The organism is Nocardia sp. NBC_00416, assembly GCF_036032445.1.
GTDB lineage: Bacteria > Actinomycetota > Actinomycetes > Mycobacteriales > Mycobacteriaceae > Nocardia.
Genome location: NZ_CP107932.1, coordinates 4,631,838 through 4,654,495 on the forward strand (window position 1 = coordinate 4,631,838; position 22,658 = coordinate 4,654,495).

Annotated in this window: 19 protein-coding genes; 8 read left to right on the forward strand and 11 right to left on the reverse strand. The window is 67.7% G+C overall.

The window, feature by feature from the left end:
• The first annotated feature begins 16 nt into the window (after positions 1-16).
• Entirely contained in the window at positions 17-1,072 is a 1,056-nt protein-coding gene (locus tag OG804_RS19720; protein WP_328388601.1) for a ferredoxin--NADP reductase, read from the forward strand.
• A gap of 187 nt (positions 1,073-1,259) precedes the next feature.
• On the opposite strand, the gene OG804_RS19725 is transcribed toward OG804_RS19720, so the two are convergent.
• Both OG804_RS19725 and OG804_RS19730 read right to left on the reverse strand, forming a co-directional pair.
• On the reverse strand, positions 1,260-2,525 hold the full coding sequence (locus OG804_RS19725) for an FAD-dependent oxidoreductase (RefSeq protein WP_328388603.1): 1,266 nt from the start codon (positions 2,523-2,525) through the stop codon (positions 1,260-1,262).
• A gap of 7 nt (positions 2,526-2,532) precedes the next feature.
• Positions 2,533-3,807, reverse strand: a complete 1,275-nt coding sequence (locus OG804_RS19730; protein ID WP_328388605.1) for an MFS transporter — start codon at positions 3,805-3,807, stop codon at positions 2,533-2,535.
• 170 nt (positions 3,808-3,977) lie between these two features.
• On the opposite strand from OG804_RS19730, the gene OG804_RS19735 reads away from it, so the two are divergent.
• A complete protein-coding gene (locus tag OG804_RS19735) occupies positions 3,978-4,859 on the forward strand; it encodes a LysR family transcriptional regulator (RefSeq protein WP_328388607.1) in 882 nt (293 codons plus the stop codon).
• 207 nt (positions 4,860-5,066) lie between these two features.
• Here OG804_RS19735 and OG804_RS19740 read toward each other — a convergent pair whose 3' ends face one another.
• Together OG804_RS19740 and OG804_RS19745 are read right to left on the reverse strand one after the other, a co-directional pair.
• A complete protein-coding gene (locus tag OG804_RS19740; protein WP_328388609.1) occupies positions 5,067-5,846 on the reverse strand; it encodes a glutamate racemase in 780 nt (259 codons plus the stop codon).
• Between the two features lie 10 nt (positions 5,847-5,856).
• Positions 5,857-7,056 (reverse strand): NAD(P)/FAD-dependent oxidoreductase, encoded by a 1,200-nt coding sequence (locus OG804_RS19745; RefSeq protein WP_328388611.1) that lies wholly within the window; start codon positions 7,054-7,056, stop codon positions 5,857-5,859.
• 221 nt (positions 7,057-7,277) lie between these two features.
• On the opposite strand from OG804_RS19745, the gene OG804_RS19750 reads away from it, so the two are divergent.
• Positions 7,278-7,634, forward strand: coding sequence for an SPW repeat domain-containing protein (locus tag OG804_RS19750; protein WP_328388613.1), 357 nt, complete (start codon positions 7,278-7,280; stop codon positions 7,632-7,634).
• 314 nt (positions 7,635-7,948) lie between these two features.
• Positions 7,949-10,096, forward strand: a complete 2,148-nt coding sequence (locus OG804_RS19755) for a hypothetical protein (RefSeq protein ID WP_328388615.1) — start codon at positions 7,949-7,951, stop codon at positions 10,094-10,096.
• 134 nt (positions 10,097-10,230) lie between these two features.
• On the opposite strand, the gene fusA is transcribed toward OG804_RS19755, so the two are convergent.
• Entirely contained in the window at positions 10,231-12,315 is a 2,085-nt protein-coding gene (fusA, locus tag OG804_RS19760; protein WP_328388617.1) for an elongation factor G, read from the reverse strand.
• A 278-nt stretch (positions 12,316-12,593) separates the two neighbouring features.
• Positions 12,594-13,172, reverse strand: a complete 579-nt coding sequence (locus OG804_RS19765) for a TetR/AcrR family transcriptional regulator (protein ID WP_328388619.1) — start codon at positions 13,170-13,172, stop codon at positions 12,594-12,596.
• An 86-nt stretch (positions 13,173-13,258) separates the two neighbouring features.
• Between OG804_RS19765 and OG804_RS19770 the strand changes: the two genes are divergently transcribed.
• Positions 13,259-14,140: an SDR family oxidoreductase gene (locus OG804_RS19770; RefSeq protein WP_328388622.1), complete on the forward strand. Its 882-nt coding sequence runs from the start codon at positions 13,259-13,261 to the stop codon at positions 14,138-14,140.
• Positions 14,141-14,218: 78 nt separating this feature from the next.
• Here OG804_RS19770 and OG804_RS19775 read toward each other — a convergent pair whose 3' ends face one another.
• The 4 genes from OG804_RS19775 to OG804_RS19790 form a co-directional block, all read right to left on the reverse strand.
• Positions 14,219-15,070 (reverse strand): hypothetical protein, encoded by an 852-nt coding sequence (locus OG804_RS19775; protein WP_328388624.1) that lies wholly within the window; start codon positions 15,068-15,070, stop codon positions 14,219-14,221.
• A 150-nt stretch (positions 15,071-15,220) separates the two neighbouring features.
• Positions 15,221-15,715 (reverse strand): hypothetical protein, encoded by a 495-nt coding sequence (locus OG804_RS19780; protein ID WP_328388626.1) that lies wholly within the window; start codon positions 15,713-15,715, stop codon positions 15,221-15,223.
• Positions 15,716-15,723: 8 nt separating this feature from the next.
• On the reverse strand, positions 15,724-16,035 hold the full coding sequence (locus tag OG804_RS19785; protein ID WP_328388628.1) for a hypothetical protein: 312 nt from the start codon (positions 16,033-16,035) through the stop codon (positions 15,724-15,726).
• 400 nt (positions 16,036-16,435) lie between these two features.
• A complete protein-coding gene (locus OG804_RS19790) occupies positions 16,436-17,344 on the reverse strand; it encodes an SDR family oxidoreductase (protein WP_328388630.1) in 909 nt (302 codons plus the stop codon).
• A 49-nt stretch (positions 17,345-17,393) separates the two neighbouring features.
• On the opposite strand from OG804_RS19790, the gene OG804_RS19795 reads away from it, so the two are divergent.
• On the forward strand, positions 17,394-18,044 hold the full coding sequence (locus OG804_RS19795; protein WP_328388632.1) for a TetR/AcrR family transcriptional regulator: 651 nt from the start codon (positions 17,394-17,396) through the stop codon (positions 18,042-18,044).
• A gap of 108 nt (positions 18,045-18,152) precedes the next feature.
• Here OG804_RS19795 and OG804_RS19800 read toward each other — a convergent pair whose 3' ends face one another.
• The gene (locus OG804_RS19800) at positions 18,153-18,935 is read right to left on the reverse strand and encodes a hypothetical protein (protein WP_328388634.1); all 783 of its coding nucleotides are present in this window, start codon (positions 18,933-18,935) and stop codon (positions 18,153-18,155) included.
• Positions 18,936-20,058: 1,123 nt separating this feature from the next.
• On the opposite strand from OG804_RS19800, the gene OG804_RS19805 reads away from it, so the two are divergent.
• Both OG804_RS19805 and OG804_RS19810 read left to right on the forward strand, forming a co-directional pair.
• Positions 20,059-20,787: an ABC transporter ATP-binding protein gene (locus tag OG804_RS19805; RefSeq protein WP_328398543.1), complete on the forward strand. Its 729-nt coding sequence runs from the start codon at positions 20,059-20,061 to the stop codon at positions 20,785-20,787.
• On the forward strand, positions 20,784-22,115 hold the full coding sequence (locus tag OG804_RS19810; RefSeq protein WP_328388636.1) for a hypothetical protein: 1,332 nt from the start codon (positions 20,784-20,786) through the stop codon (positions 22,113-22,115). The genes OG804_RS19805 and OG804_RS19810 overlap by 4 nt, the downstream gene beginning before the upstream one ends.
• Positions 22,116-22,658 lie beyond the last annotated feature (543 nt).

The following is a 22,658-nucleotide window of genomic DNA, read 5'->3' on the forward strand; positions in this document are numbered from 1 at the left end:
GTGTCGAGAGGACGAGATGACCACCGTCGAAGTGCCCCATGGCTCGCGATCCGTCGTTCTACGGGTCGCCCAGGTCATCGCGGAAACCACCGACGCGAGCTCGCTGGTCTTCGAGGTCCCCGAGCAGGCGCGGGAGAAGTTCGCGTACCGGCCCGGCCAGTTCCTCACCCTGCGCATCCCCAGTGATCGCACCGGATCGGTGGCGCGCTGCTATTCGCTGGCCAGCTCCCCCTTCACCGACGATCAGCCCAAGGTCACGGTGAAGCGCACCCGGGACGGCTACGGCTCCAACTGGCTCTGCGATAACGTCAAACCCGGCGATCAGCTCGAAGTGCTGCCGCCCTCCGGTGTGTTCACCCCCGGCGACCTCGACGACGACCTGCTGCTCTGCGCGGCCGGCAGCGGCATCACCCCGGTCATGTCGATTCTCAAATCGGCCCTGCACCGGGGCACCGGCAAGATCGTGCTGCTCTACGCCAACCGCGACGCCGAATCGGTGATCTTCGCTACCGAACTGCGCGAACTGGCCGAGAAGAACCCGCAGCGGCTCGCGGTGGTGCACTGGCTGGAAACCCTGCAGGGCCTGCCGACGGTCGCGGCGCTGGCCGAGCTGTTCCGGCCCTACACCGAGTACGCGGCGTTCATGTGCGGCCCCAAACCCTTCATGGACGGCGTGCACGACGCGCTGGGTCAGCTGGGGGTCCCGCGCAACCGCACCCACGCCGAGGTCTTCAACTCGCTCGCGGGAGACCCGTTCGCCCAGACCGCGCCGACCGAGATCTCCGCCGAGGACGCCGCGGACGCGGCCACCGTAGAGGTGGAACTGGACGGCGAGACCCACAACCTGAGCTGGCCGCGCAAACAGACCCTGGTCGACATCATGCTGGACAAGGGCATCGACGTGCCCTACTCGTGCCAGGAAGGCGAATGCGGCTCCTGCGCCTGCACGGTGCTGGAGGGCAAGGTCGAAATGGCGAATTCCGAAATCCTCGACCCCGAGGACATCGAGAGCGGTTACATCCTGGGCTGCCAGGCCCGCCCGGTCACCGACCACCTGCGTATCCAGTTCTGACGGCCCGCCGGGGCCGCTCGGCCGAGCGAGTCTCCACAGCCCGGCCGAGGCGGCGAGCGGCCGGGGTACGTGGCATGCGAGGTCGACCGATCCCGCCACCCACCCGCCTACCGCGGCGGGTGTCCGCTCGGATGAGCGAGACCTCGACGTGCCGGTTCGTCGCCGAGTAGTCGGCGGGCCCCGTCGCTCAAACAGGCACCGGCTCGGGCAGGCGAGCCCCCTGACGTTGCAGTTCGTCGCGCACAGTCGCGGTAGTGGCCGCGCCGAGCCGGGCCTGCTGGGCGGCCGCGACCCCGGCAGCCTGGCCGGTGGCGAACGCGGTGCCCATGACGCGCAGGGACGCGCCGGCCTGCCGGTCGCCGTCGAGGGTGCGCCCGGCGGCGAACAGATTGTCCGTGCCGATACTGCGCAGACAGTCGAGCGGGATCGGGTAGAAGCCCGGATCGCCGATGAATTTCCAGGTCGACGGGATACCCGGGCCCGGGTGGTACTCCATCGGCCAGGCGCCGATCGCGACGGCGCTCTCGGCGGTACGCGGGCGCAGGATATCCACCTCGCGGAGGCGATGCCGGGTGATGATGTGGCGGGATTCGCGGGTACCGAGTTCGGGGCCGGTGGTGACGATATAGGCCTGTTCGGCGCCCGGGATCGTGCGGATGACCCCCAGGTATGCCTGAGCCTGCGCGCGGGCGCTGATCTCGGCGCGGCTGGTATCGGCGGCGGATCGGGCGTCGTAACCCTGATCCACCAGGTAGGCGATGACATCGCCGGAAACCGGCATCCGCGCGACCAGCCCCGTTTCGGCCAGCAGCCCGTCCACACCCGCCGCTTTGGCGCTGCGGACGGCCTCCCCGACGGTGCGCACGGTGACGTCGGCACCGGGTTCGATACCGCCGAAGCGGACACCGAGGCTGCCGTTCTGCACCCATCCGTCGGTGCCGTAGCGGACTTCGGCGGCCGCGTGGTGCGCGAGATCGGCGTCGCCGGTGGCGTCGACGAACGCCGCGGCGGTGAACCGGTGCACTCCCTCGTGATCGGCCACCTCGACAGCGGTGATGCGGTCTCCCTCGGTGCGCGCGCCGATGAGCAGGCTGTGCAGGCGGATATCGACGCCCGCGTCGCGGCAGAGCCCGTCGAGGACGATTTTCACGCTCTCCGGATCGAAGACCACGGTGACGGCGTTGAACCGGCGCGGCTCGCTCACCGCGCCGCGGGCCTTCAGCTCGGATACGACCTCGTCGGCGATTCCGAAGACGACCTGTCGCTGGTCCTCGCGGGTGTACAGGCCGCAGTAGGTGACGACGTTGCGCAGGGTCGCCGCGCCGCCCAGGCACGGGCCGCGTTCGATCAGCAGAGTGCGGGCGCCTGTCCGGGCGGCGCCGACGGCCGCCGCGATACCGGCTGATCCGCCGCCCGCGACGATGACGTCGTAGTGGGTGCTGCTCGGGGTCATGCGGGGATCAGCCCTTTCCGTTGGTGGCGAGGATCAGCGAGGTGTCGTGGTGCCGCCCGGTGACGGCGTCGGAGCGGGATTCGCGGTCGTCGGCGTGCCTGATGAAGTACATGGGGACGATCGCCAGACAGGGGCCCGCGGCCAGGACGAGGAAGACGAGCTGGAACGATCCGGTCGCGGCGAACACCAGCCCGACGACCGCCGGCACGATGGTGCTGCCCAGCTGCCAGAAGGCGTTCACACCGCCGGTGGCCGTCCCGGCGAGTTCGGCACCGGACAAGGTGGGGATCATCGCCATCATCACCGGGCTGTAGATGTAGGCGGTGATGCCGAGGACCGGGGCGATCCAGAGGAACTGGGTCGCGGTGGTGGCGAAACTGAACGCGATCAGGCAGGTCGCGAAGGCCGCCAGGATCGCGATGGTCAGGCGCCGGCGGCTCAGTCCGAGTGCATCGCCGATCAGGCCGATCAGCGGTTTGGAGAACACCGCGACGGCGCCGAAGATGACGACGACGGTGCCGGCCCGCACCGGGTCGATGCCGATGCCCTTGACCATCAGCAGATTCGACCAGGTGATGAATCCGTAGGTGCCCCACAGCGCGCCGAACCCGGCGAGCGCGAGCAGCAGGAGGCCGCGGTTGGCCAGCAGCGGTCGCGGATTCGGCCGACCGCCGCTGTCCGCGGAAGGTACGACGAGCGGTCCGGGGCGCAGCAGGATCAGGCAGAGGGCGCCGACCACGATCGAAGTGAACCCGAACAGGTGGTAGGAGGCGCGCCAGCTGTGCGATTCGATCAGTCGCGGAACGACGGCGTTCGCGACGACCAGGCCGAGCGAGGTCGCGGTCATGAAGACGCCCATCGCGAAACCACGCCGTTGCGGGGTGAACCAGCTGGTGATGAGTTTGACGCCGCCGCCCACCTCGGCGCCCGCGCACAATCCGATACACGCCTGGAAGAGCAGCCCCATCGCGTGGCTGTCGACCTCACCGAACGCGAGCATGAAACCGCCGGAGAGCAGGATGCTCACTCCGACCGTCATCCGGGCGCCGATCCAGTCGGCGATGAAACCGCCGATCGCGTTGGAGACGACGTACCCGATGTAGTAGGTGGTGGCGAAGATACCGAGGCCGGCGACCGCCACCCCGAGGTCCGCACCGACCGAACCCGCCGCCGGACCCCAGGTGGCCCGGTCCACCGAGGTCATCGTGAAGGCGGCCCAGCACAGCAGCAGCACCACCCAGCGATATCGGGTGTCGGGTGTCGGGGTGGATGTCTCGGTCACCGAAGGTCCTTTCGAGCGAAGCTGGGGCGCCGGCGCCCGCAGTGCGCGGTGACTGTGGTGCCCACCACAATGCAACCGCGCGAGCGGTCCATGATCCAATGCCGCTTGGATGGCCCGGGTATGTTCTGAAGTTATGGCAGACCGGTGGGCATGAAGGATCGAGGGCTTTCGTGGAGCTGCGACAGCTGCGCTATTTCGTCGAGGTCTTCGATCGCGGCTCACTGTCCTCGGCGGCGAAGGCGCTGCTGGTCTCCCAACCGGCCCTGACCCGCCAGATTCAGCAGCTCGAACGCGAATGCGGTGTTCCGCTCTTCGAGCGAGTACCGGCCGGCGTTGTACCCACCTCCGCCGGAACCGCCTTCTACCAGCACGTACTCGGCCTACTCCGCTATGCGGACACCGCCAAGGACGCCGCCCGCGACGCGGGCCCGGTGCGCGAGATCGTACAGGTCGGCCTGGCGCCCGGCCTGCCGCCCACCTGGCTCGAGCAGCTGATCGACACCGTACGCGCGGCCGTACCGCAGGCATACCTTTCGCTGAACGACGCGATAAGCACCGTCCAGCTCCAGGACCTGCGCGCCGGCCGGTTGGATATAGCGTTTGTGCATGAATCTCCGGCGGCGGATCTGGTCCGCCATCGGGTGCTGGAGGAGCCGTTGGGACTAGTCGTGGATCCGAGGTCGGCGGCCGAATTCACCGGCACCACCTGCCCGCTGCGCAACCTCGACGGAATGGACATCCTCGCGCACGCCCGCGATCAGGTCCCCATCGGACACGACCGGCTCGTTTCCGCGGCGCATGTCGCCGGTATCAGGCCGCGATGGCATTTCGCCAACTACACCGAGAACGCCCGAGCCTGTCTGCGCGCCACCGGCGCGGAAGGGGCCATCCTCAGCCGCACCACCGCGGGACGGCTGCTGCCCGGATGGGAATGGCGGCGCCTGGTCGATCCACCGATCACCATGCAGACCTGGATCGCGCGGCAGGCCGTCGCCCGCGGCACCGTCACCGCGGTCACGGACGCCATCGTGGCCGCCTTCGGCATCGACTGATCCCTGGAATCACGTTCGATCCCGCGCACTGGTGGACGAGCGCGGCCGAGTGGTGAATCCCCCGGTAGCCAGTGCTCGCCGGTGGCGACAGTCGCCATGGGCCGGACTCGGCGGCGTCGGCGACCAGTTGCAGCATCTCCGCTGGAGCAGCTGATGGAAGTGGGGCACCAGGTCGCGGCCGGGTCTGCGCGGACCCGGGTTACCGCGTCAACTCTCCCGGACGTCGGATCGACCGGCGCCCAGAATGCGTCCGGGCTCATAGGCGGCGGCGCCGGGCGGCAGTTCTCCGAGGCGGCCGCTCAGATAGACCCGCACGGTCCCGTCGCCGGTGGCCGGACCATCCAGACCGTCCATCCGCCGCACCGTCTGCGCGGCGACGGCCTGCGCACTGTCGAACAACCGGACCCCATCGGGGAGCGCGGCGACGATCGTGTCCACGATCAGCGGGTAGTGGGTACAGCCCAGCACCACGCCCTCGACATCGGCCGGGGTACTGGCCGCGGCGTCCGCCACCGCCGCGCGAACCGCCGCCAGATCGCCGCGATCCACCGCCTCGGCCAAACCGTGGCAGGCGATACCGGTCACCTTCGCGTCCCCGCCGAACCGCGCGATCAGATCCGCCTGGTAGGGGCTGGCCGTGGTCGCCGCGGTCGCCCAGACCGCGACCGACCGGCACACCGCCGCCGCCGGTTTGATCGCCGGCACCGTGCCCACCACGGGTACCCCGGCGCCCAGTTCGGCGCGCACGTGCTCGAGCGCGGTCACGCTGGCGGTGTTGCAGGGCAGGACGACCACTTCGGCACCCAGATCACGGGCGGCACGGCCGGCCGAAACCACTCGGTCGACCATCCAGTCCTGCGGTTTGGGACCCCACGGCGCGCCCTCGGGATCCAACTGGAGCAGCAGATCCACATCGGGACGCAGCTTGCGCAGCCACGCCGCGGTCGGCAACAGCCCGAAACCCGAATCGATGAGCGCGACGATCACACCCCACAGGTTATTGAGTCGCGCCGAGCAACTCCTCCACCGGGGCGGCCGCGGCGATCTTGGCGCGCATCTTCATCACCTGGCCGGTCATCCCGGCGCCCACCACCCCGGTCAGCTTGCCCTCACGGAAGTAATACGCGAGGAACTTGCGGCCGTCGTCGGCGAGGATCCGGATATCGTCGGTCGCGCGGGGGGTGCCGAGCGCCTGGAGTTTCAGGTCGTACTGGTCGCTCCAGAAATAGGGCACCTGCGGGATACTCGGCGCCTCGACTCCCAGCAGCGCGCAGGTCAGGAGCTTGGCCTGTTCGCCGGCATTGGTCCAGTGCTCGATCCGGCGATGTTCACCGGTCGGGGTCCGCCAGGCCGCCACATCGCCGACCGCCCAGACCCCGGGGGCACTGGTCCGCCCGGCCTCGTCGGCGAAAACGCCGCCGCCGGCCGCCGGTTCGGCCAATTCGATCCCCGACCCCACCAGCCAATCGGTCACCGGCCGGGAGCCGATCCCGGAGACCACCAGGTCCGCGTCCACCTCCGAACCGTCGGCGAGCAGCGCGCCCCGCACCCGGCCCGCCGGGTCGGCGAGCAGCGTGCCGACGCCGATTCCGCAGCGCAGATCGACACCTTCGGCCCGGTGCAGCCGCGCCACCAACTCGCCCAGTTCCGCGCCGAGCACGCCGGCCAGTGGAGCGGTCTGCGGCTCCACCAGCACCACGGGCACGTTCTTTGCCCGCAGACTCGCGGCCAGCTCACAGCCGATGAAACCGGCGCCGATCACCAGGGCCCGGGTGGCGCCGCGCAGTCCGTCCCGAATCGCGACCGCGTCGTCGTGGCTGCGCAGTACGTGCACCCCGGTGAACTCCTCGGCGCCGGGCAGGAGGCGGGGCCGCAATCCGGTGGCGATGACGAGCTGCTCGTAGTCCACCGCGGAACCGTCGGCGAGCCGTACCTGTCCGGCGGAGGTATCCACCGCGACCGCGGCGTTGTTCAGCCGCAGATCGATCTTCTTCTCGCGGTAGAAGTCGTCCGGGCGCAGCGGGGTCGCGGTGGTTTCGCCGCGTACGAACTGTTTGGACAGCGGGGGGCGATCGTAGGGCGCGTGCACCTCGTCGCCCAGCATCACCAGTTCGCCCTCGTACCCGGCACGGCGCAACTCCTCGGCGGTACGCAGCCCGGCCAGGCCGGCACCTGCGATCACGATCGGCGCGGTCATCCGAACTCCCTCCCCGCGGCAGCTGGCACCGCGCCTGGAACAGGTTATAGAAATATGGTGTAGCCCACCCTAACTTGCGCGGCCACGCGGCGGAAGCGCGTCCGTTGCGCATCGTTTCGCCGCGCAATCGTGTCCATCGCGATATCGACCCACCCGCCCCCGGGACGCTATACCGAGGTCAGGCCCTGTGTACGGACCTGTTTCCAGTCTCAGGAGGCACTATGTTCACCGAAAGCCGGACCCAGGATTTCCTGGCCGTGGTACTCGGCGTCTTCACCGCCCTCTCACCCATCTGGGTGGCGACCAACGACCGGGCAGTATGGACGATGATCGTGCTCGGGGCGCTCATCGCGCTCACCGGACTCACCCAGATGTACCGTCCCGCCATGGCGGCGGCCGACTACGCCATGGCCCTGTTCGGCGCGCTGCTGTTCATCGCGCCCTGGGCTATGGACTACACCGCCTACAACGGCGCGTCGTGGACCTCATGGGTGGTCGGTCTCGTCACCGTCGTACTCGCGGTGGCGGCACTGCCCGCGGTCGCCGGCCGGATGCATCGCGCCGCGCCGCACCACTGACGGAGCCGGACCCCGACCCGCCGGCGAAAGCCGGCGGGGGGACGCATTTGCGCCATCGACACCACCGGGAAAATTTCGAGGGGACCCGACAGGCCCCCCGGCAGCGGACGGCCCAGTGAGCCGATCTGTGCCGATTTCCGCACATCTCACCGTCCGGGCACGTCAACGGTCCGAATACGGATGGCCCGGACCCGGATACGCGCATCCGAAGGCTTCGGGGCAGGTGTAATACTGGTCACCCCGGGCGGCTCGGGCAGCGGTGGAGAGCTTCGCACACTAGAACGAAAACCACCCCGGCGGGTAAGAATGGGCCCATGGATGCCGAAAATGCCAGCCTCGGAGACGAACGTCGCGGCCGCCCGGAGGAGTACGGTCGCGCGCAAGTGAACTCCGAGTCGAGGGGCTTCGCCGGCTTCGGATCGAACGGATTCGAAGCGGCGAATGGCTCGAACGGCGCCACGCACCGCTCCGATTCCATCCCGGATCACGGTTACACGTGGACCCCCGCACCGCCGTCCACCCCGACACAGAACCAGCACAGCACAGGCGGATCGGCGGCAATGGACCCGTTCGCCGCCTGGAACACCTCCGGTGTCATCGGTGACGCCGCCGTCCAGGTCATGACGTCGGACAGTCAGGACCCGGATTCCCGTTTCAGCACCTCGCCGTCGGACCCGTCCCCCTTCCCCGCACCTCCCGACGACCCCAACGGCCTCGATACGGCCGCCCTGTCCACCCGGCACGGCTCCCCGAGCGGAGCCCACGGACAGGCCGATTCCGCGGCGATGCCGCGTATCTCGCAACCGGGCGCGGCGCACTCCGCGGAACCGCTGCCCGCCACCGACCCGACGGTTCCGTCGGGCGGACACGGTCTACCGGCACCCGATTCACTGTCCGGCGTCGCGACGACCCAGCTGCCGGCGGCCGGCACACCGGAAGCGGCGGCGTACGGCTACCCGCCCGCGCCCGAAACCGGGAGTTCACCGTCCTATCACGCGGCGGCGCCGGAGGCCGATTCGTTCAACGGGTCGTCCCCGGACACCGGTTCGCTGCCGAGCTGGCTCAGTTCGATCGGCGAGGAACCGGTACCGCAGCAGCTGGAAACCGGGGGCCGTCGCCGCAAACTCGATCTGACCGAATCCGCCGAGCCCGCCGAAGCATTCAACCCGTTCGAGGATCAGCACACTCCCGGATACGAGCAGAGTTCCGCGTCCGAGACGACCGACTCCCATGAGCTGCCGCGAATTCCGAGCGGTCATGCGGCCGACTCCTTCGAAGCCGATCCCGCTCCACGCCCGGAGTTGCCGTCACGTGGGCTGCCCACCCGCAGTCCACGTGCGCGCGGTACTTCCGCGCCGGGCACCGAGGATGAACCGGCGGCTGCCCCGGGCACCGCCCGCCGCCTGCCCCGGTCCGCGGCCCGGCACGCCCCCGCCCCAGCCGACGAGCCGGATCCGGGGCCCGCGACCGCCCACGATCCGCTGACCCGGAGCGCTCCCGTGGAACCGGAACCGGCCTACCCGATCGAAACCGCCGCCGGTCCGGATGGTTCGGAGGGAGATCACGAGCTCGCGGCTCCGCGCCGGTTGCCTCGGTCCGTCGCCCGCTACACCACCGACGACGAGACCTCCGGTTCCGGTGGTCGATCCCACGAAGCCGCGTCGTTGCGAATAGTCGGCCCGCTGGACGAGGCCGCACCGGCCGTGGACGCGGAGACCCTCGCGCCGCCGCGCCTGGCGCCACCGGCGGACAGCACTCCGATACTCGACCGGCTGCTCGATCCCGAACCCGCGCACGGTATCGATCCCGGCGACGAATCCGGTACCGCTCCGGTGGCCGAGATACTCACCCGGATCCTGGAATCCGAGCAGGAATCCGGTCCGTCCCGGCATGCCGGATCCGAAGAACCGGCCGATCCGGCCGAGCCGGAGGCGGCCGTCGAGTCTCCCGCGACGTACCGGCCGGCGGAGGTGGCGCCACTCGCACTGGTACCGGACGAGACCACCGAGATCGCGTCCGACGAGCACGAGGGCGATTCCCGTCCGCCGCTGGAAACGCGCCGCTCCCGGCGCGCACGGGAGGCCGCCGAGGCCGCGCAGACCCCACTGCCGGACCGGCCGGAACCGGAACTGCCCGAGGCCGCCGCGACCACAGCGGCCCCGGCGGAACTGACCGGGGCCAGGCCCCCGGCTCCCGCGCCCGACACCGCGTCCCGGCACAGCCGCACCGAGGAAGGCGCCGATATAGACATCCACCTCATCATGCGTTTGCTGACCGCGAGTGACGATCTCGAGGTCCTGGCCGGCCAAGCCGAAGCGGGCGAGGTATCGGCCGCCGAGGTCGCGCGCGCGGCACGTGATGCCCGGGCCGCCGTACTCTCAGCGGTTTCCGCCTGGTACGGCGGACCGGCCCAGATGGTGAAGTTCGCGAACGCCCTGCTGCAGGCCGCCCGCGAGTCCTGATACCGAGCCGCGCGCCGGCGCGGAACCCCTGCGGGTCCGGCGCGCGATGATGGCGCGGCCGTTCACCGCGGGGTCGGCTGGTCTCCCGTGAGCGGTAGCGCCGCCACAGACGACGACGGCGCTACCGCACTCGATCAACCGATACCCGGCCGCCGATCCATCACGGACTTCGGAACCGGCTCATAGCGGTCGAAGACCATGGCGAAACTCGCCCGCCCCTTGGTCTTCGACCGCAGCACACCGATATAGCCGAACGTCTCCGCCAGCGGGATCAGCGCTTCGACCACCGTCGAACCGCTCCGTTCGGCCGTCGACCGAATCCGGCCCCGCCGCGAGTTCAGGTCGGCAAGTACCGCGCCCAGGTACTCGGCGGGCGTACTGACCTCGGCGCGCATCACCGGTTCCAGCAGCATCGGTTCCGCCTGCGTCAACGCCTGACGGACCGCGTCGGCGGCCGCGATGCGGAAGGCGAGATCGGACGAATCCCGACTGTGGACGGCACCGTCGAGCAACACCACCCGCACGCCCTGCACCGGGTATCCGGCCACCACACCGCAGTCGAGCGCGTCCTGGGCGCCGGCATCGACCGCCGGCAGGTACTCCTTCGGCACCCGGCCGCCGATCACCCGGGATTCGAATTCGTAGGTCACGTCCGCGCCCGCCATCAGCGGCTCCACCGCCAACACCACCTTGGCGTACTGCCCCGACCCGCCGTTCTGCTTCCGGTGGGTGTGTTCCACCCGGCAGCCGCGAGAGATGGTTTCGCGGTATGCGACACGCGGTTCGCCCAGTGCCACCGCGAGCCCGAACTCGGTCCGCAATCGCTGCGCCACGACTTCGAGGTGCAACTCACCCATACCGCCGAGCACGGTCTGCCCCGTCTCCGGATCGATCCGCACGGTAAGGCTCGGGTCCTCGGCGCCCAGTGTCTGCACTGCTGCACTCAGCCGCTGCTGGTCCTGCCGGGTCTGCGCCTGCACCGCGACCGCCACGACGGGTTCGGGAAACACGATCGAGCCCAGCACGATCCGGTTGTTCGGATCGCACAGGGTGTCACCGGTGGTGGTGTCCTTCAGGCCGATCACCGCGCAGATTTCGCCGGCACCGGCTCGGTCCAGTGGCTGCTCGGCATCGGCGTGCATCCGGAACAGCTTGTTCACCCGCTCCTTTCTCCCGCTGGTCGAGTTGAGCACCACCACGCCGGTTTCCAGGCAACCGGAATACACCCGGATGTAGGTCAGCTTGCCGAAGAACGGATGCGCGGAGACCTTGAAGGCCAAGGCGGAGAACGGCTCGGCGCTGTCGGCGTATCGCCGCACCGATTGCCCACCGGCGTCGGGTGACCAGCCGGTCACTGCTTCGGCGTCGGCCGGTGACGGCAGGTAGTCGACCACAGCGTCCAGCAGCGGTTGCACCCCGATGTTCCCGAGTGCGGAACCACACAGCACGGGACAGAACTCCCCGCGCAGTGTCATTCGCCGCACCGCGTCCTTGATCTCGGGCACGGTGAATTCCTCTCCCGCAACGAATTTCTCCAGCAGAAACTCGTCGGATTCGGCAATGGTCTCCAGAAGCTCGCGCCGATAGCGGGCTGCGATATCCGTCAGGCCGGCCGGAATATCGCGTTCGGCGTAGGTCGCACCGTGCGTATCGGCGTCGCTCCAGATCATCGCCCGCATGCCGACGAGATCCACGACGCCCGTGAACCCGCCCTCGCTTCCGATCGGCAGTTGCAGTACCGGCGCCCTCGCTCCGAGGCGTTCGCCGATACTGCGCACGGTGGCTTCGAAATCGGCGCCGACCTTGTCCATCTTGTTGACGAAACAGATTCGCGGGACACCGTACCGGTCGGCCTGCCGCCATACCTGTTCCGACTGCGGTTCCACGCCCTCTTTGGCGTCGAAAACCGCTATCGCCCCGTCCAGTATCCGCAGCGACCGCTCCACCTCGGCGGTGAAATCGACATGGCCCGGCGTATCCAGAATCGTGATGCGATGCTCGTTCCAGGTGCAGGTGGTGGCCGCGGCGGAAATGGTGATACCGCGTTCCCGCTCCTGCGCCGTCGAATCCATCACCGCACTGCCATCGTGTACTTCGCCGAGTTTATGGGTGACGCCCGTGTAAAAAAGTATTCGCTCGGTGACGGTGGTCTTACCGGCATCGATGTGCGCCATGATTCCGATATTGCGGACCCGGGCCGGCTCGTCGCGCTTTCGCATGACTTTCTCTTTTCATCAATGTGATTCGCCAACAGGGCGACACTCGCCATCGATGCGTTCCGCGTCCGGCACGAGCGTCAGGCGACAGGCCTGCGCTCTCCCACGCCACCTACCGCCGCTGCGGATGCTCCAGAACCATGCCGGTATGTCTACCCCACCGGCAGAGCCCCCGTCGACCGATTTTCCGGGCGACGCCGAAAGGACTCTTCGCCCAGGGCAATGGCAACGGCCGGCGCGGTGGGAACAGGTTTCGCACGAGAGTCCCCCGGGGCCACCGGTCAGCCCAGAGAGGCGCTCGCCGCACGTAACTCGTCCAGGGCCCGCAGGATGTGTCCGGCGAGCCCGTCTTCCGCATCATCATCGTCCTCGGACCATTGGGCGTACCCGCGCTTGAAAGCGAGAACGCCCAGCTCACTCCCGAGGGCCGCGGTCGGATCGGGGACACCGCGGGCGACCAGGGCGGTGGTCATGGCAGCCGCGAGACCGACGCTCTTGAGGGCCTCCCGCTCCTGCAGCTCCGTGCTGGCGGCGACAGCCGCCCGCAGGCGCGGGGCGAGTTCGCGGCTCCCGGGTCCCATCGCAGTCGAGGCGCGTTCGAGACCGGCGGCGACCGCCTCGAGTGGACTGGCGGCACCGGGCGCCGCGGCGATCCCCTCGGCCAACAACCGGCTCAACGTTTCCTGGCCCGCTACCAGCAGCTCACGCTTATCGGGGAAGTGCCGGAAGAAGGTGCTTTTGGTGACCCCGGCGCGCTCGGCGATCTGCGCGACCGTCGTAGCGTCGTATCCCTGCCCGATGAACAGGTCGACGGCCGCCACGACAAGCCGTTCGCGCGCTCCGGGTTGCCATCGAGCCATGGGTCCATACTAGGTGACGGCACCATTGTCCCGTCACGGCGCTACAGTGATGGGATAGAAGTCCCATCACATTGAAGGGAAGGTCCATGCACGTATTCGTCACCGGCGGCACCGGCCTCATCGGATCCGCAGTCGTCGCCGAACTGCTCGGCAGAGGTCACACCGTCCTCGCGCTCACCCGCTCCGCCACCTCGGCACAGGCTGCCGAGGCCGCCGGCGCCGAACCGCTGCGCGGCTCGCTCGCCGATCTGGACGCCCTCCGCACCGGCGCCGCCCGCGCCGACGGGGTCATCCACCTGGCCTTCGGCAACGATTTCAGCAGCCCCGACGCCCTGGCGGCGGCGGTCGCCGAGGAAAGCGCCGCCCTCGCGGCGCTCGGCGAGGCACTCGTCGGCAGCGACCGCCCCTTGGTCACCGTCGCGGGCACCCCCCGTGTGGAGGGCCGAGCCTCCACCGAGGCCGACCCGATACCGACCGACGGACCGGTCGGCGGCCGTAGTCGGGCGGTTACGGCAATCCTGGGCCTGGCCTCGCGCGGGGTCCGGAGCACCGCCGTCCGCATGCCACGCACCGTCCACAACCACGGCGACGGCGGTTTCGCCGGCATGTTGACCGGTATCGCCCGCCGAACCGGCGTATCCGGCTATCCGGGCGACGGCACCCAGCGCTGGCCGGCCGTCCACGCCCTCGACGCGGCCGTCCTCTTCCGGCTCGCCCTGGAACAGGCCGAACCCGGCACCTCCTGGCACGCCGTAGCCGACGAGGGAGACAGGGTGCGCGACATCGCAGAGGTCATCGGCCGCCGACTGGGCGTACCGGTCGAGTCGGTACCGGAAGAAACCTATGGCCCCCTCGGCCCCATCTTCGCCACCGACCAACCCGCATCCAGCACCCACACCCAGCAGTCGCTCGGCTGGAAACCCCAACACCCCAGCCTTCTCCATGACCTGGAGAACATCCGCCTCTGACCAGTGAGCGGACCGGCCGAGATGGTGAAGTTCGCGAACGCCTTGCCGCAGGCCGCCCGCGAGTCGCGCGTGGCCTGTTCAGGAAGATCCGCTGTTGTTTCCCACCAGATCCCAGACCCTCGTCCGGCGGCGGGACCGGTCCCACCATTGCACGTGGGTATGGTCGGGGACCCGTGCGGCCATGGCCGCGTTGATCTTGCCCAGGGCACGCCGTGAACGTGTCGACTGCCAGTCGACGGAGTTGTCCTCCGCCGTATAGTCGGCGATCCAACGTGTTGCGCTGGAGTGCGGTTCCGGAGAGCTGGGGAGCGGCGAGCTCGCGGTGAGCGAGAGCCCGAGGCGAACCGCGTCTTCCCTGGTGAGATCTGTGGAGTGGGTGAACCATACGCGGTGCTTCTTGTCCCGGGGGTCACGGCAGACACCGATGAGGCGGGGGTCGCCCGCGAACAGAACCCATCCGGTGAACGAGTGGTCGAGCGGCGTCGCCACTTCACCAGCGATATCGCCGTACCTGCTGCTCAAGTGGAGCGGAGTGTCATACGAAGTCACCCATTCGTAGTGTTCGCCGCTTCGCCGGGACGGCCGTCGGCGGGGCCGCCGGACCCAGGCTCCGTGCTTGAAGCGGTACGGGTCCCCGGCGAATTCGACCTCCCCGTCATGTGCCGCCAAGAGCCGTCGGCCCGGACCGGCGGACAACCGCCAGTCCAATACTCCGAGCGGGGCGCCGGTCGCCGGATCGCAAATCGCAACGGTCGTATAGGAGCGCTTCCACGATTTCCGCGTCACCGCGATATCGGTGAGCAGAGCTACCGACCAGTACCACAACGGTATTCGCTCTTCGTACACCCAATGGCCGTACTTGTACTTGTACGAGCGCAAGGGCCAGTGTTGGAGGATGGCATCGATCGCCGCACGTTCGTCAGAGCGCAAGACTCGAACTCTCCCTATCCGGTGGCGGCGGCGCGAACACCACCGATGCCGCCATATCGAAAACCATCCCGCGGTACTGCGGCCCGGCTTCGGGATCGGCAGTAGACAGTTCCACCACGGCGATCGAAGTACCGTCCCCGGAAGGTATTGTCACTTCGATCTGGAATACCTCCGACGAGGCCCCGGTACCGGATAGCTCGCGATATCCGGTACCGGATGCTTTTCGCTCCACTCGAAATAGAGGACCGGAACAGCCGGTGTCTCCACAATCGTCAGATACCCCTGCGCTTTCCGGTCGGCTTTGGCAGTAACGAGGTCACCGAGTACCAGCCTCGGGTTCCGTTCCTCGCCGTACTCGAACGAGGAGACAGTCAGCCACGAGACGGCGACCCGCTCGGCATCCGCAGTGAGGTGCGTACCGAAACCGCAGTACAGAGCATTGTTCGCGGCCAGCGAGGCTGGCATGAAATGCAGCGCGCCGAGCACATTCGGCACATCGTCACGCATAGCGGCGGGAACGGCGTCGGCGAGCATTACTCGGGCGGACTCCAGGAGAGTGTCGAGGTCGCCGAGCGGGATTTCGTTGTATCCGGGCGGAATATCGATACCGAGGGTCGGCGCGGGGCGTAGCTTGTCGTCCGGCATTTCGCTCGCTAGTCCTCCGCCCCGAGACCGGCCAGCTTCTGCACAGACGAACTGGCCCTGGTCAGGATCGCGATGGCCGGCGCGGAGCTGGGAACACCGTGGGTGCCGGACAGATCGGCCGCCTGCAGTATTCGATGAGTGGTGCTGGAGACGACATTGGTTGTGCCGGATACCAATCCCGCGATTTCCGTCCCCGCTCCGACGATCTTGGTGACCGGTCCGCTCGCCGCCACGGCGCCGAGTGCCGAATCGAGCTGCTTGCTCGCGAGATCGGCTACCAGGCCCGGGTCGTGTGCGCTGACCGTCCAGGTGTGCAGCATTCCCCCATTCGGCCGAGATCGTCCACTCCCTTCAGCCCGACCCACGCGCGCCGCTGAAAACTGTCGGCTGCGTCATCGAGTGTCTGGGTGCCGATGCTGGCGGCTCCCACATCAGCCATCGCCTTCAGCGCGTCCTCGAGAACCTGCTGCGAATTCCTCAGTGCAGTAACGGTTTTCGTCAATACATCGATATCGACCTGCAACGGACTCGTCACCGACTCCCCCCTTCCGCCCTTGCTGAGCCGGTTGCCCGGACGATACCGGTCCCGAACGGTGTGGCAACCTCGCGGCGCGCGAACCCTCGCCCATGGCGGCCGACTGGATCAGCTCGACCGGTATCTCGGTGTTCTCGCCGGGCACCACTATTCGATGCCCTCAGGCAGAGTCACCGCGGCGGTCGCTACTGTCCCCTCGCTCCGCCGGTCACCTTCGACACCCTCCGGGCTCGCGCGCGGGCGCGCAGGGTCCAGTAGATCATGCGGGCCATCGCAAGCGGCCCGTAGCGCACGCCCGTTGCGTAAGGCTGGTCGGCGCGGAGGATGGTGTCGGCACCGCCATCGACGAAGATGATCTGTCCGGCCATGAACGAGTTGGCAGGCGCAAGCGTCCAGGTGACGGCCTCTGCGACGGCCTCGACCGGACCCGGGAATCCGAGCGGCTGCGGCAGGGCCTCGGCGAGGATCTTGGCCTGCGCCGATTCCGCGAGCATCGTCTCGCGCACTGTTTCGGTGTCGACGATGCCGGGCGCGATGACATTGAGCGGGATGCCGCTGCCCGCCCACTCCGCACCTCCAGCATGGCGGCGCACCCATCGATTCAGGGCGATCTTCGTCGACCGGTAGATCACCCCGCCCCGACCGCGCGCGATCGCGCGTTCCGCGGCCGCGATCGCCGAGTTCTCGTCGCCGCGTAGCGCGGCCGTCACGATATCGGCATCTCCCGCCGACAGTGACGACGCCGAGGAGATCAGCGTCGCTCGCGGCGCATCGGACCTCAGTAGCAGCGGGCGCAGGCCGGTCAGCACAGCCAAGGTTCCGAAATAGTTGACCCGCACCGTGGCCGTGGCAGGTGCGCCGATGCCGGCGACGAGGGCGAGCCCATCGATACCGCTGGGCGCCAGCCGAGCCACCTCCTGCACAAGCGCCGTACGTCCCGCGCGGTCCCCGAGATCGGCTCGGACGTCGGCGTCGTCGGCCAGGCCGCACCGGATCACCCGGGCGCCGCGACGTTGCAGAAGGTCGGCAGTCAGAGCGCCGATTCCACTATCGGCCCCGGTGACGACGTACGTGCGCCTGTCGTGAAGATGCATGACACTCCTGATGCGATGAGACTAAGTGCATTACTGCAATAATGCATAAATGCAGCATACTGAAAACCTCGCATCGGCCGGCGGTCTGCGCGAACGAAAGAAGCAGGCCACGCGACAAGCGCTCATCGCAGCGGCGACCCAGCTCTTCCTTCGCGACGGCCTCGCCCGGACGACGATCGCGGATATCGCGGCGGCAGCTGATGCGGCACCGCGCACCTTTTTCCTGCACTTCGCCTCCAAGGAGGACGTACTTTTCCACTACCTGGAACGCTACGGTGACGCCGCTGTCGAAGCGATCGCCCAGCTCAGCCCCGATGCGACACCGCGGGAGGGAGTCAACGATGCGGTACGGGCAATGATCGAGCTGTACGACGCTCCAGGAGGTGGGGTCGACACACTCGCGCCGCTGCGGGTGCAGTTGATGCGGGACAGTCGCGGACTGCCCGCGTCACTCGCCGCTCGCCTCGCGGCTCTGCAGAAACGACTTCTCGACGCGCTGTACAGCCGGTTTCCCGAAGCGGCGGGATCCGAGCTCGTCGCCTCTCATCTGGGCGCGACCTGCGGCGCGGTCGGCGCAACCGCGGTGCACCGGATCACATCGACCCCCGATCACGCCTCCCCCGACCTGAAGAGGGCGATGCTCCTCGCCATGGAACGAGCGGGCGCCGGCTTCACCGACCTCGACGAGACAGCTGGGTGACCTCGGCCAGGGGCTCAACACCCGTCAGGGACAGATCGGGGACACCGCCGCCTGCCACGTCGGTCCCGATGCGTGGTGCGCAACCAGCGTTGGCGCCGGACGATCACATCAACCGAGCCACGCCTTCAGGACGCCGCACACTTTCCAGGCGCCGTTTTCCTCGACGAGGTCGTAGTCGAGGGATTTGAAGGGCGTCGAGGTGCCCCCCTTCACGAACAGTTCGAGGGTGAAGCTCCCTTCATCGCTGCCTTCGGGCACCTCGACGTTCGTGATCTTCCTTGTCCCATACTGGGAATCCGGCAGTTCGACCGGTCCGGACCCCGACTTCTCGGCCAGTTCGAGCGTCGTCACATCCGCTTTGCAGATCAGGGCTTTGTCGGTGCCGTCGCTGTCCACGAACTGCTGGGCGACAGCACGCGCGGCGCCGGAGTCGCTGCCGCCGGTGCTGTTGCTGTCGGTGTCGGTGGTGCTCCCCGGTTCCTCGGAGTCGCTGCTCCCGGGATCCGATGCCTCCAGAATGCCGCAGACCTTCCAGTCGCCGTCTTCTTCGACGAGGTCGTACTCCACGGTCCGACTGTGGCTCTGCGTACCGATTGTCACGTCTGTCTTGACGGTGAAGGTCCCTCGATCGCTGCCCTCGGGCACATCGACACTGACCAGCTCGCTCGTCGCGGCGGTGTCGTCCGGCATCGTCACGGGTTCGGTGGGCAGGGGCGCCGACGTTCCGGCTTCTTCGATCTTCGCGAGATCCGATGCGCAGATCAGCTCCTCGTTCTCGCCTCCGCCGTCCACGAATTGCTGGGCGACAGCGCGCGGATCACCAGTTCCGCCGCCACCGGACAGCAGGAAATACCCTCCGACACCGAAGCCGATGACCAGCACGACCACCACGAGCGTCACAATGACCGCGGTCCCGCGACTCTTGCCGGATCGCGGCGGGTACGGCCCCCCGGGCTGCGGCGGGTACGGCCCCCCGGGTTGCGATACGTACGGCCCCCCGGGCTGCGGCGGGTACGGTTCCCCGGGCTGCGGTGCGTACGGCGGCTGCCCGTACGCAGGCTGCATATGCTGCGGGCCCGGGGCATACGGTTGCTGCTGCCCAGGCCCGTACGGCCCGGGCTGCGGTTGCGCACCGAGCGGCTGCGAAGGCGGCACCCCGGGAGGTTGGGGCGGAAATCCGCCGGGCTGATTGCCGGCATCGGGATGTTGCGGGTTCGTCATCTATCTCGTCCTGCCTTCTTCGGACCCGGACCGCCGACGCTGGAACCGCAATGGGCCCGGTCCGGCTACGCGGCCCGCCGCGAAACCGCGTATCCGGTTGTCCGGCATACCATCTCGGCGGTGACAGTTCGACGCTGTACAACCGAGATTCGATCGCACTCGTCACCTGACCTGTCACAGTAACCATCCCGCCTCGACGCACATCGAACTCGGAGAGCAGAATTGATACTCCATTGATCTTCCCTCGCCATGCACCACCCAACGCACGAGCTTCTAGTGCCGTCCAGCTCGGATACGACGGCTATCGGGTCGGGTTCCCTCGCCGAACGACGTGATCAGCACCCCGAAGTCATGGTGAGGATCGTCAACCCGCTGCGCTGGTCGAAGCCGCTGCTCGGAGTCGGTCGACCATTCCACGTCGATCAGGCAACTCCCAGACGATTGCACAGCACGCCGGAGCGGGCATCCAGGTAGGGATCCGCAGTCACAGCAACCCGTGCAAGCGCTGGACACGCTCGCGGATCTCGACCGTGCCGATCTCACCCTGAGCCCACTGTCGAAGAATCGCGTCGGCATCAGAACTGGTCCGACGCCTCGACCGCGACCCATACTGGCAATCCACAACCGTGGCGCGGGTCGAGCATTGTCCAGCACACGCCCATACGATGACTCGTCGACGGCGGGCTGATCACGGAGATCATGCACAGGGCGGAGCAGCAGGTGCGGTACGTCGGCTAGCCTGCAACTGATAGACGGCGGGGATTCAGAGAGCGGACGTGATGTCGTGAGCCTGATGGTCAGTAATGTCAGCTTCTCCTATGCAGCACGGCCGGTATTGCGGGGCATCACATGGGAATTAGGTCAGGGAGTCACGGTACTGCTGGGTCCCAACGGATCCGGGAAATCGACACTCCTGGGCCTGATTGCCACCCAGCTCGGGTTGACCGGCGGAAGCATCACCATGGGCGGGCTTTCCTGGACCGCCCCAAGCGATTTACGGGCGATACGTCGCAGTATCGGCTGGGTGCCGCAGTCGATAGACGTCGATAGAGCGATGCGTGTCCACGATTTCGTCTCGTACAGTGGCTGGCTACGTGGACTGTCGACTCGCGATGCCGGCACGGCCGCACACGTGGCGCTCGAGCGGGTCGGCCTCACTTCACGCCAACGAGATCGCATTCGTACATTGTCGGGCGGGATGCAGCGGCGGGCGCTGATTGCCGCCGGAATTGTGCACTCCCCATCGCTGCTCGTTTTGGATGAGCCGACCGTTGGGCTCGATCCCCGGCAGCGACGTTCACTGAACACCCTGATCAAGGAACTAGGCGCGGACGACGTCACCGTTGTATTGGCTACGCATATCTCGGAGGACGCCGAATCAGCCGACAGAATCGGGATCATCAGCAACGGCCAGTTGGTTGCGAATGATTCCCCGGAACGGCTGCAAGTCGAGTTCGGTTCGATCTCGCAAGCGTATGTCGATCTGGTCGATGATGAGCCCGCGGAAGCCACCTCGGCATGAAGAACGTCATCGCTTATCTGAGCGCGGGTCCGCCGCTTCCCAAATCTGCCGTTGCCGTGCTGTTCTTGTTCTCGTTGGCGTATCTGCAGCTCTCCGATTTGAAAGGCCAGATCAGCGGCTACTGGCCCGGTGTCGATGTGTTCGTTGCGACCTGCACTTTGCTGCTGGGGGGAGGGGCATCAGCCATATCGGCCTGGGTTTCGCAGCGCTGGCCGGTAAGGCTTCGCACGAGTGTTTCGTCACGAAGCGGATGGGCGATCGCCGTCCGCGATGTGACTCGCATGTACTCGGTAGTGCTTGCCGTCTTCATCATCGACCTTCTGATAGTGGTCGGCTACCGCTATGCCGACCGTGGCGCGGGGCACCCCAAATACGCCGTCCTCGTGAACTCCCTGGTGTGGCTTCTGTTTGCCGTTACGGTGGGCTGGGCCATCGGGTCTCTGCTGCGGCGAGCAGCGGCGGTCTTCGCGGCCGCGGCCGCGGCACTTCTGCTCTCGGCGGCCTCGGTCATGGCGAATGACGGCCACCGACTGTTTCCATTGCTCGCCGCCCGACAGCTTCCCGCGTTGCGTTCGTATGCGGTCGAACTGTCACCGAATGCTGCAATCCTGGCTGTCGGCATCGTCACCACACTCTTGCTGGTCACCGCGACCATCGCGGTAGTCACGATGCGGCGCACCCGGCCAGTGACTACTACCCTGGTCGCCCTGACAGCGCTGGTTCCCGTTCTCGCCTCGGCGGTTTCCGGCGGAGCGCCATGGCTCGAACCACGGGCCGCGGCCGCCGCACCCGTATGCACCCGCGGGGAGCAGTTGCAAGTGTGTTCCTGGCCGGAGGACGAACAGCGGCTGGCCATGCTCGCGCCCGTTCTGCCACGGCTGGCCGAAGCCATGCGCAACACCGGTTACCCGGTACCAGGCAGGCTCAGTGTTTCCACGTCGACCACGCCTGCGGAAAGCGTGATCTGCCCGTTCCGCGCACCTGAAGACGGTGTCCTCAACATCCTCGGCAGGGCGCCTGTCGGCAGCCCGTCCTGCCATCAATCGGATCGGCCTGTCGCCTGCGTCGGCGACGCCGAGTTACGAACGGATTTTTTGAGTCTCACGCAGGTCTATATGAGCTGGCTCGGGAACTACGCACTCGGCAAGGAGAGTATCCGTATGACAGAGAGCGACGGCTCTCCCACCACCGAACTGCGGGCGGTCGAAACCGTGTCGGAATGGGCCCCCGAGGCTCAGTTCTCGTATATGTCCCAGGTATATCGCACGGTCACCGAGTGCACCGACGAGCCCGTGTCGGCCCTCCTAGCGAAGGTCGGCGCTCGTTGAGGGCGGCCGTCCAGTACCTGCGCATGCGTACGGCCGTGGATGCCATCCCGTTCGTAGCGGTCTGCATTCCCCTGGCCCTACTGGCAAAACAGCAGATCCCAAGGTTGTACGGGCTCGAATCAGGTGTGGGGATCAGCCCGGCCCGTCTGGTGCCTGTTCTCCTGGCCTGTGCCCTGATCGCGGCGACAGGCTCACGCCTGGGCGAAACGTACGAAGAAGCAATGCTTTCCAGAAGACCGGCGAGTGAAAGGGCTCAGCTTGTTGCCCTTGCGGTATGCGTCGCTGTCGCGATCACGGCCGCGATGTCGGTGGCAGGAGTACCGCTCGGCGGGCTGATCCGCGTTGGCTGTGACTGCGGGCTCTTCTTTGGAATCGCACTCCTGCTCGGCGCTTACCTGCCCAGGATGGCGGCCCTGGCAACCTGCCTACTTGTGTCGTGGTCGATCCAGACCCTCCCTTGGTGGTTCACCTCGATTCCGGGAACGTGGACAGACATGCGCGGCTTCACTACGCCACTGCCCCAATGGATCATCTCGATAGCCG

Excerpts from the sequence above, each read along its gene's own strand:
- OG804_RS19720 (WP_328388601.1), top strand. The coding sequence starts at position 17 with ATGACCACCGTCGAAGTGCCCCATGGCTCGCGATCCGTCGTTCTACGG.
- OG804_RS19725 (WP_328388603.1), bottom strand. The coding sequence starts at position 2,525 with ATGACCCCGAGCAGCACCCACTACGACGTCATCGTCGCGGGCGGCGGA.
- OG804_RS19745 (WP_328388611.1), bottom strand. The coding sequence starts at position 7,056 with ATGACCGCGCCGATCGTGATCGCAGGTGCCGGCCTGGCCGGGCTGCGT.
- OG804_RS19750 (WP_328388613.1), top strand. The coding sequence starts at position 7,278 with ATGTTCACCGAAAGCCGGACCCAGGATTTCCTGGCCGTGGTACTCGGC.
- OG804_RS19755 (WP_328388615.1), top strand. The coding sequence starts at position 7,949 with ATGGATGCCGAAAATGCCAGCCTCGGAGACGAACGTCGCGGCCGCCCG.
- fusA (WP_328388617.1), bottom strand. The coding sequence starts at position 12,315 with ATGCGAAAGCGCGACGAGCCGGCCCGGGTCCGCAATATCGGAATCATG.
- OG804_RS19765 (WP_328388619.1), bottom strand. The coding sequence starts at position 13,172 with ATGGCTCGATGGCAACCCGGAGCGCGCGAACGGCTTGTCGTGGCGGCC.
- OG804_RS19770 (WP_328388622.1), top strand. The coding sequence starts at position 13,259 with ATGCACGTATTCGTCACCGGCGGCACCGGCCTCATCGGATCCGCAGTC.
- OG804_RS19780 (WP_328388626.1), bottom strand. The coding sequence starts at position 15,715 with ATGCCGGACGACAAGCTACGCCCCGCGCCGACCCTCGGTATCGATATT.
- OG804_RS19785 (WP_328388628.1), bottom strand. The coding sequence starts at position 16,035 with ATGCTGCACACCTGGACGGTCAGCGCACACGACCCGGGCCTGGTAGCC.
- OG804_RS19790 (WP_328388630.1), bottom strand. The coding sequence starts at position 17,344 with ATGCATCTTCACGACAGGCGCACGTACGTCGTCACCGGGGCCGATAGT.
- OG804_RS19795 (WP_328388632.1), top strand. The coding sequence starts at position 17,394 with ATGCAGCATACTGAAAACCTCGCATCGGCCGGCGGTCTGCGCGAACGA.
- OG804_RS19805 (WP_328398543.1), top strand. The coding sequence starts at position 20,059 with ATGGTCAGTAATGTCAGCTTCTCCTATGCAGCACGGCCGGTATTGCGG.
- OG804_RS19810 (WP_328388636.1), top strand. The coding sequence starts at position 20,784 with ATGAAGAACGTCATCGCTTATCTGAGCGCGGGTCCGCCGCTTCCCAAA.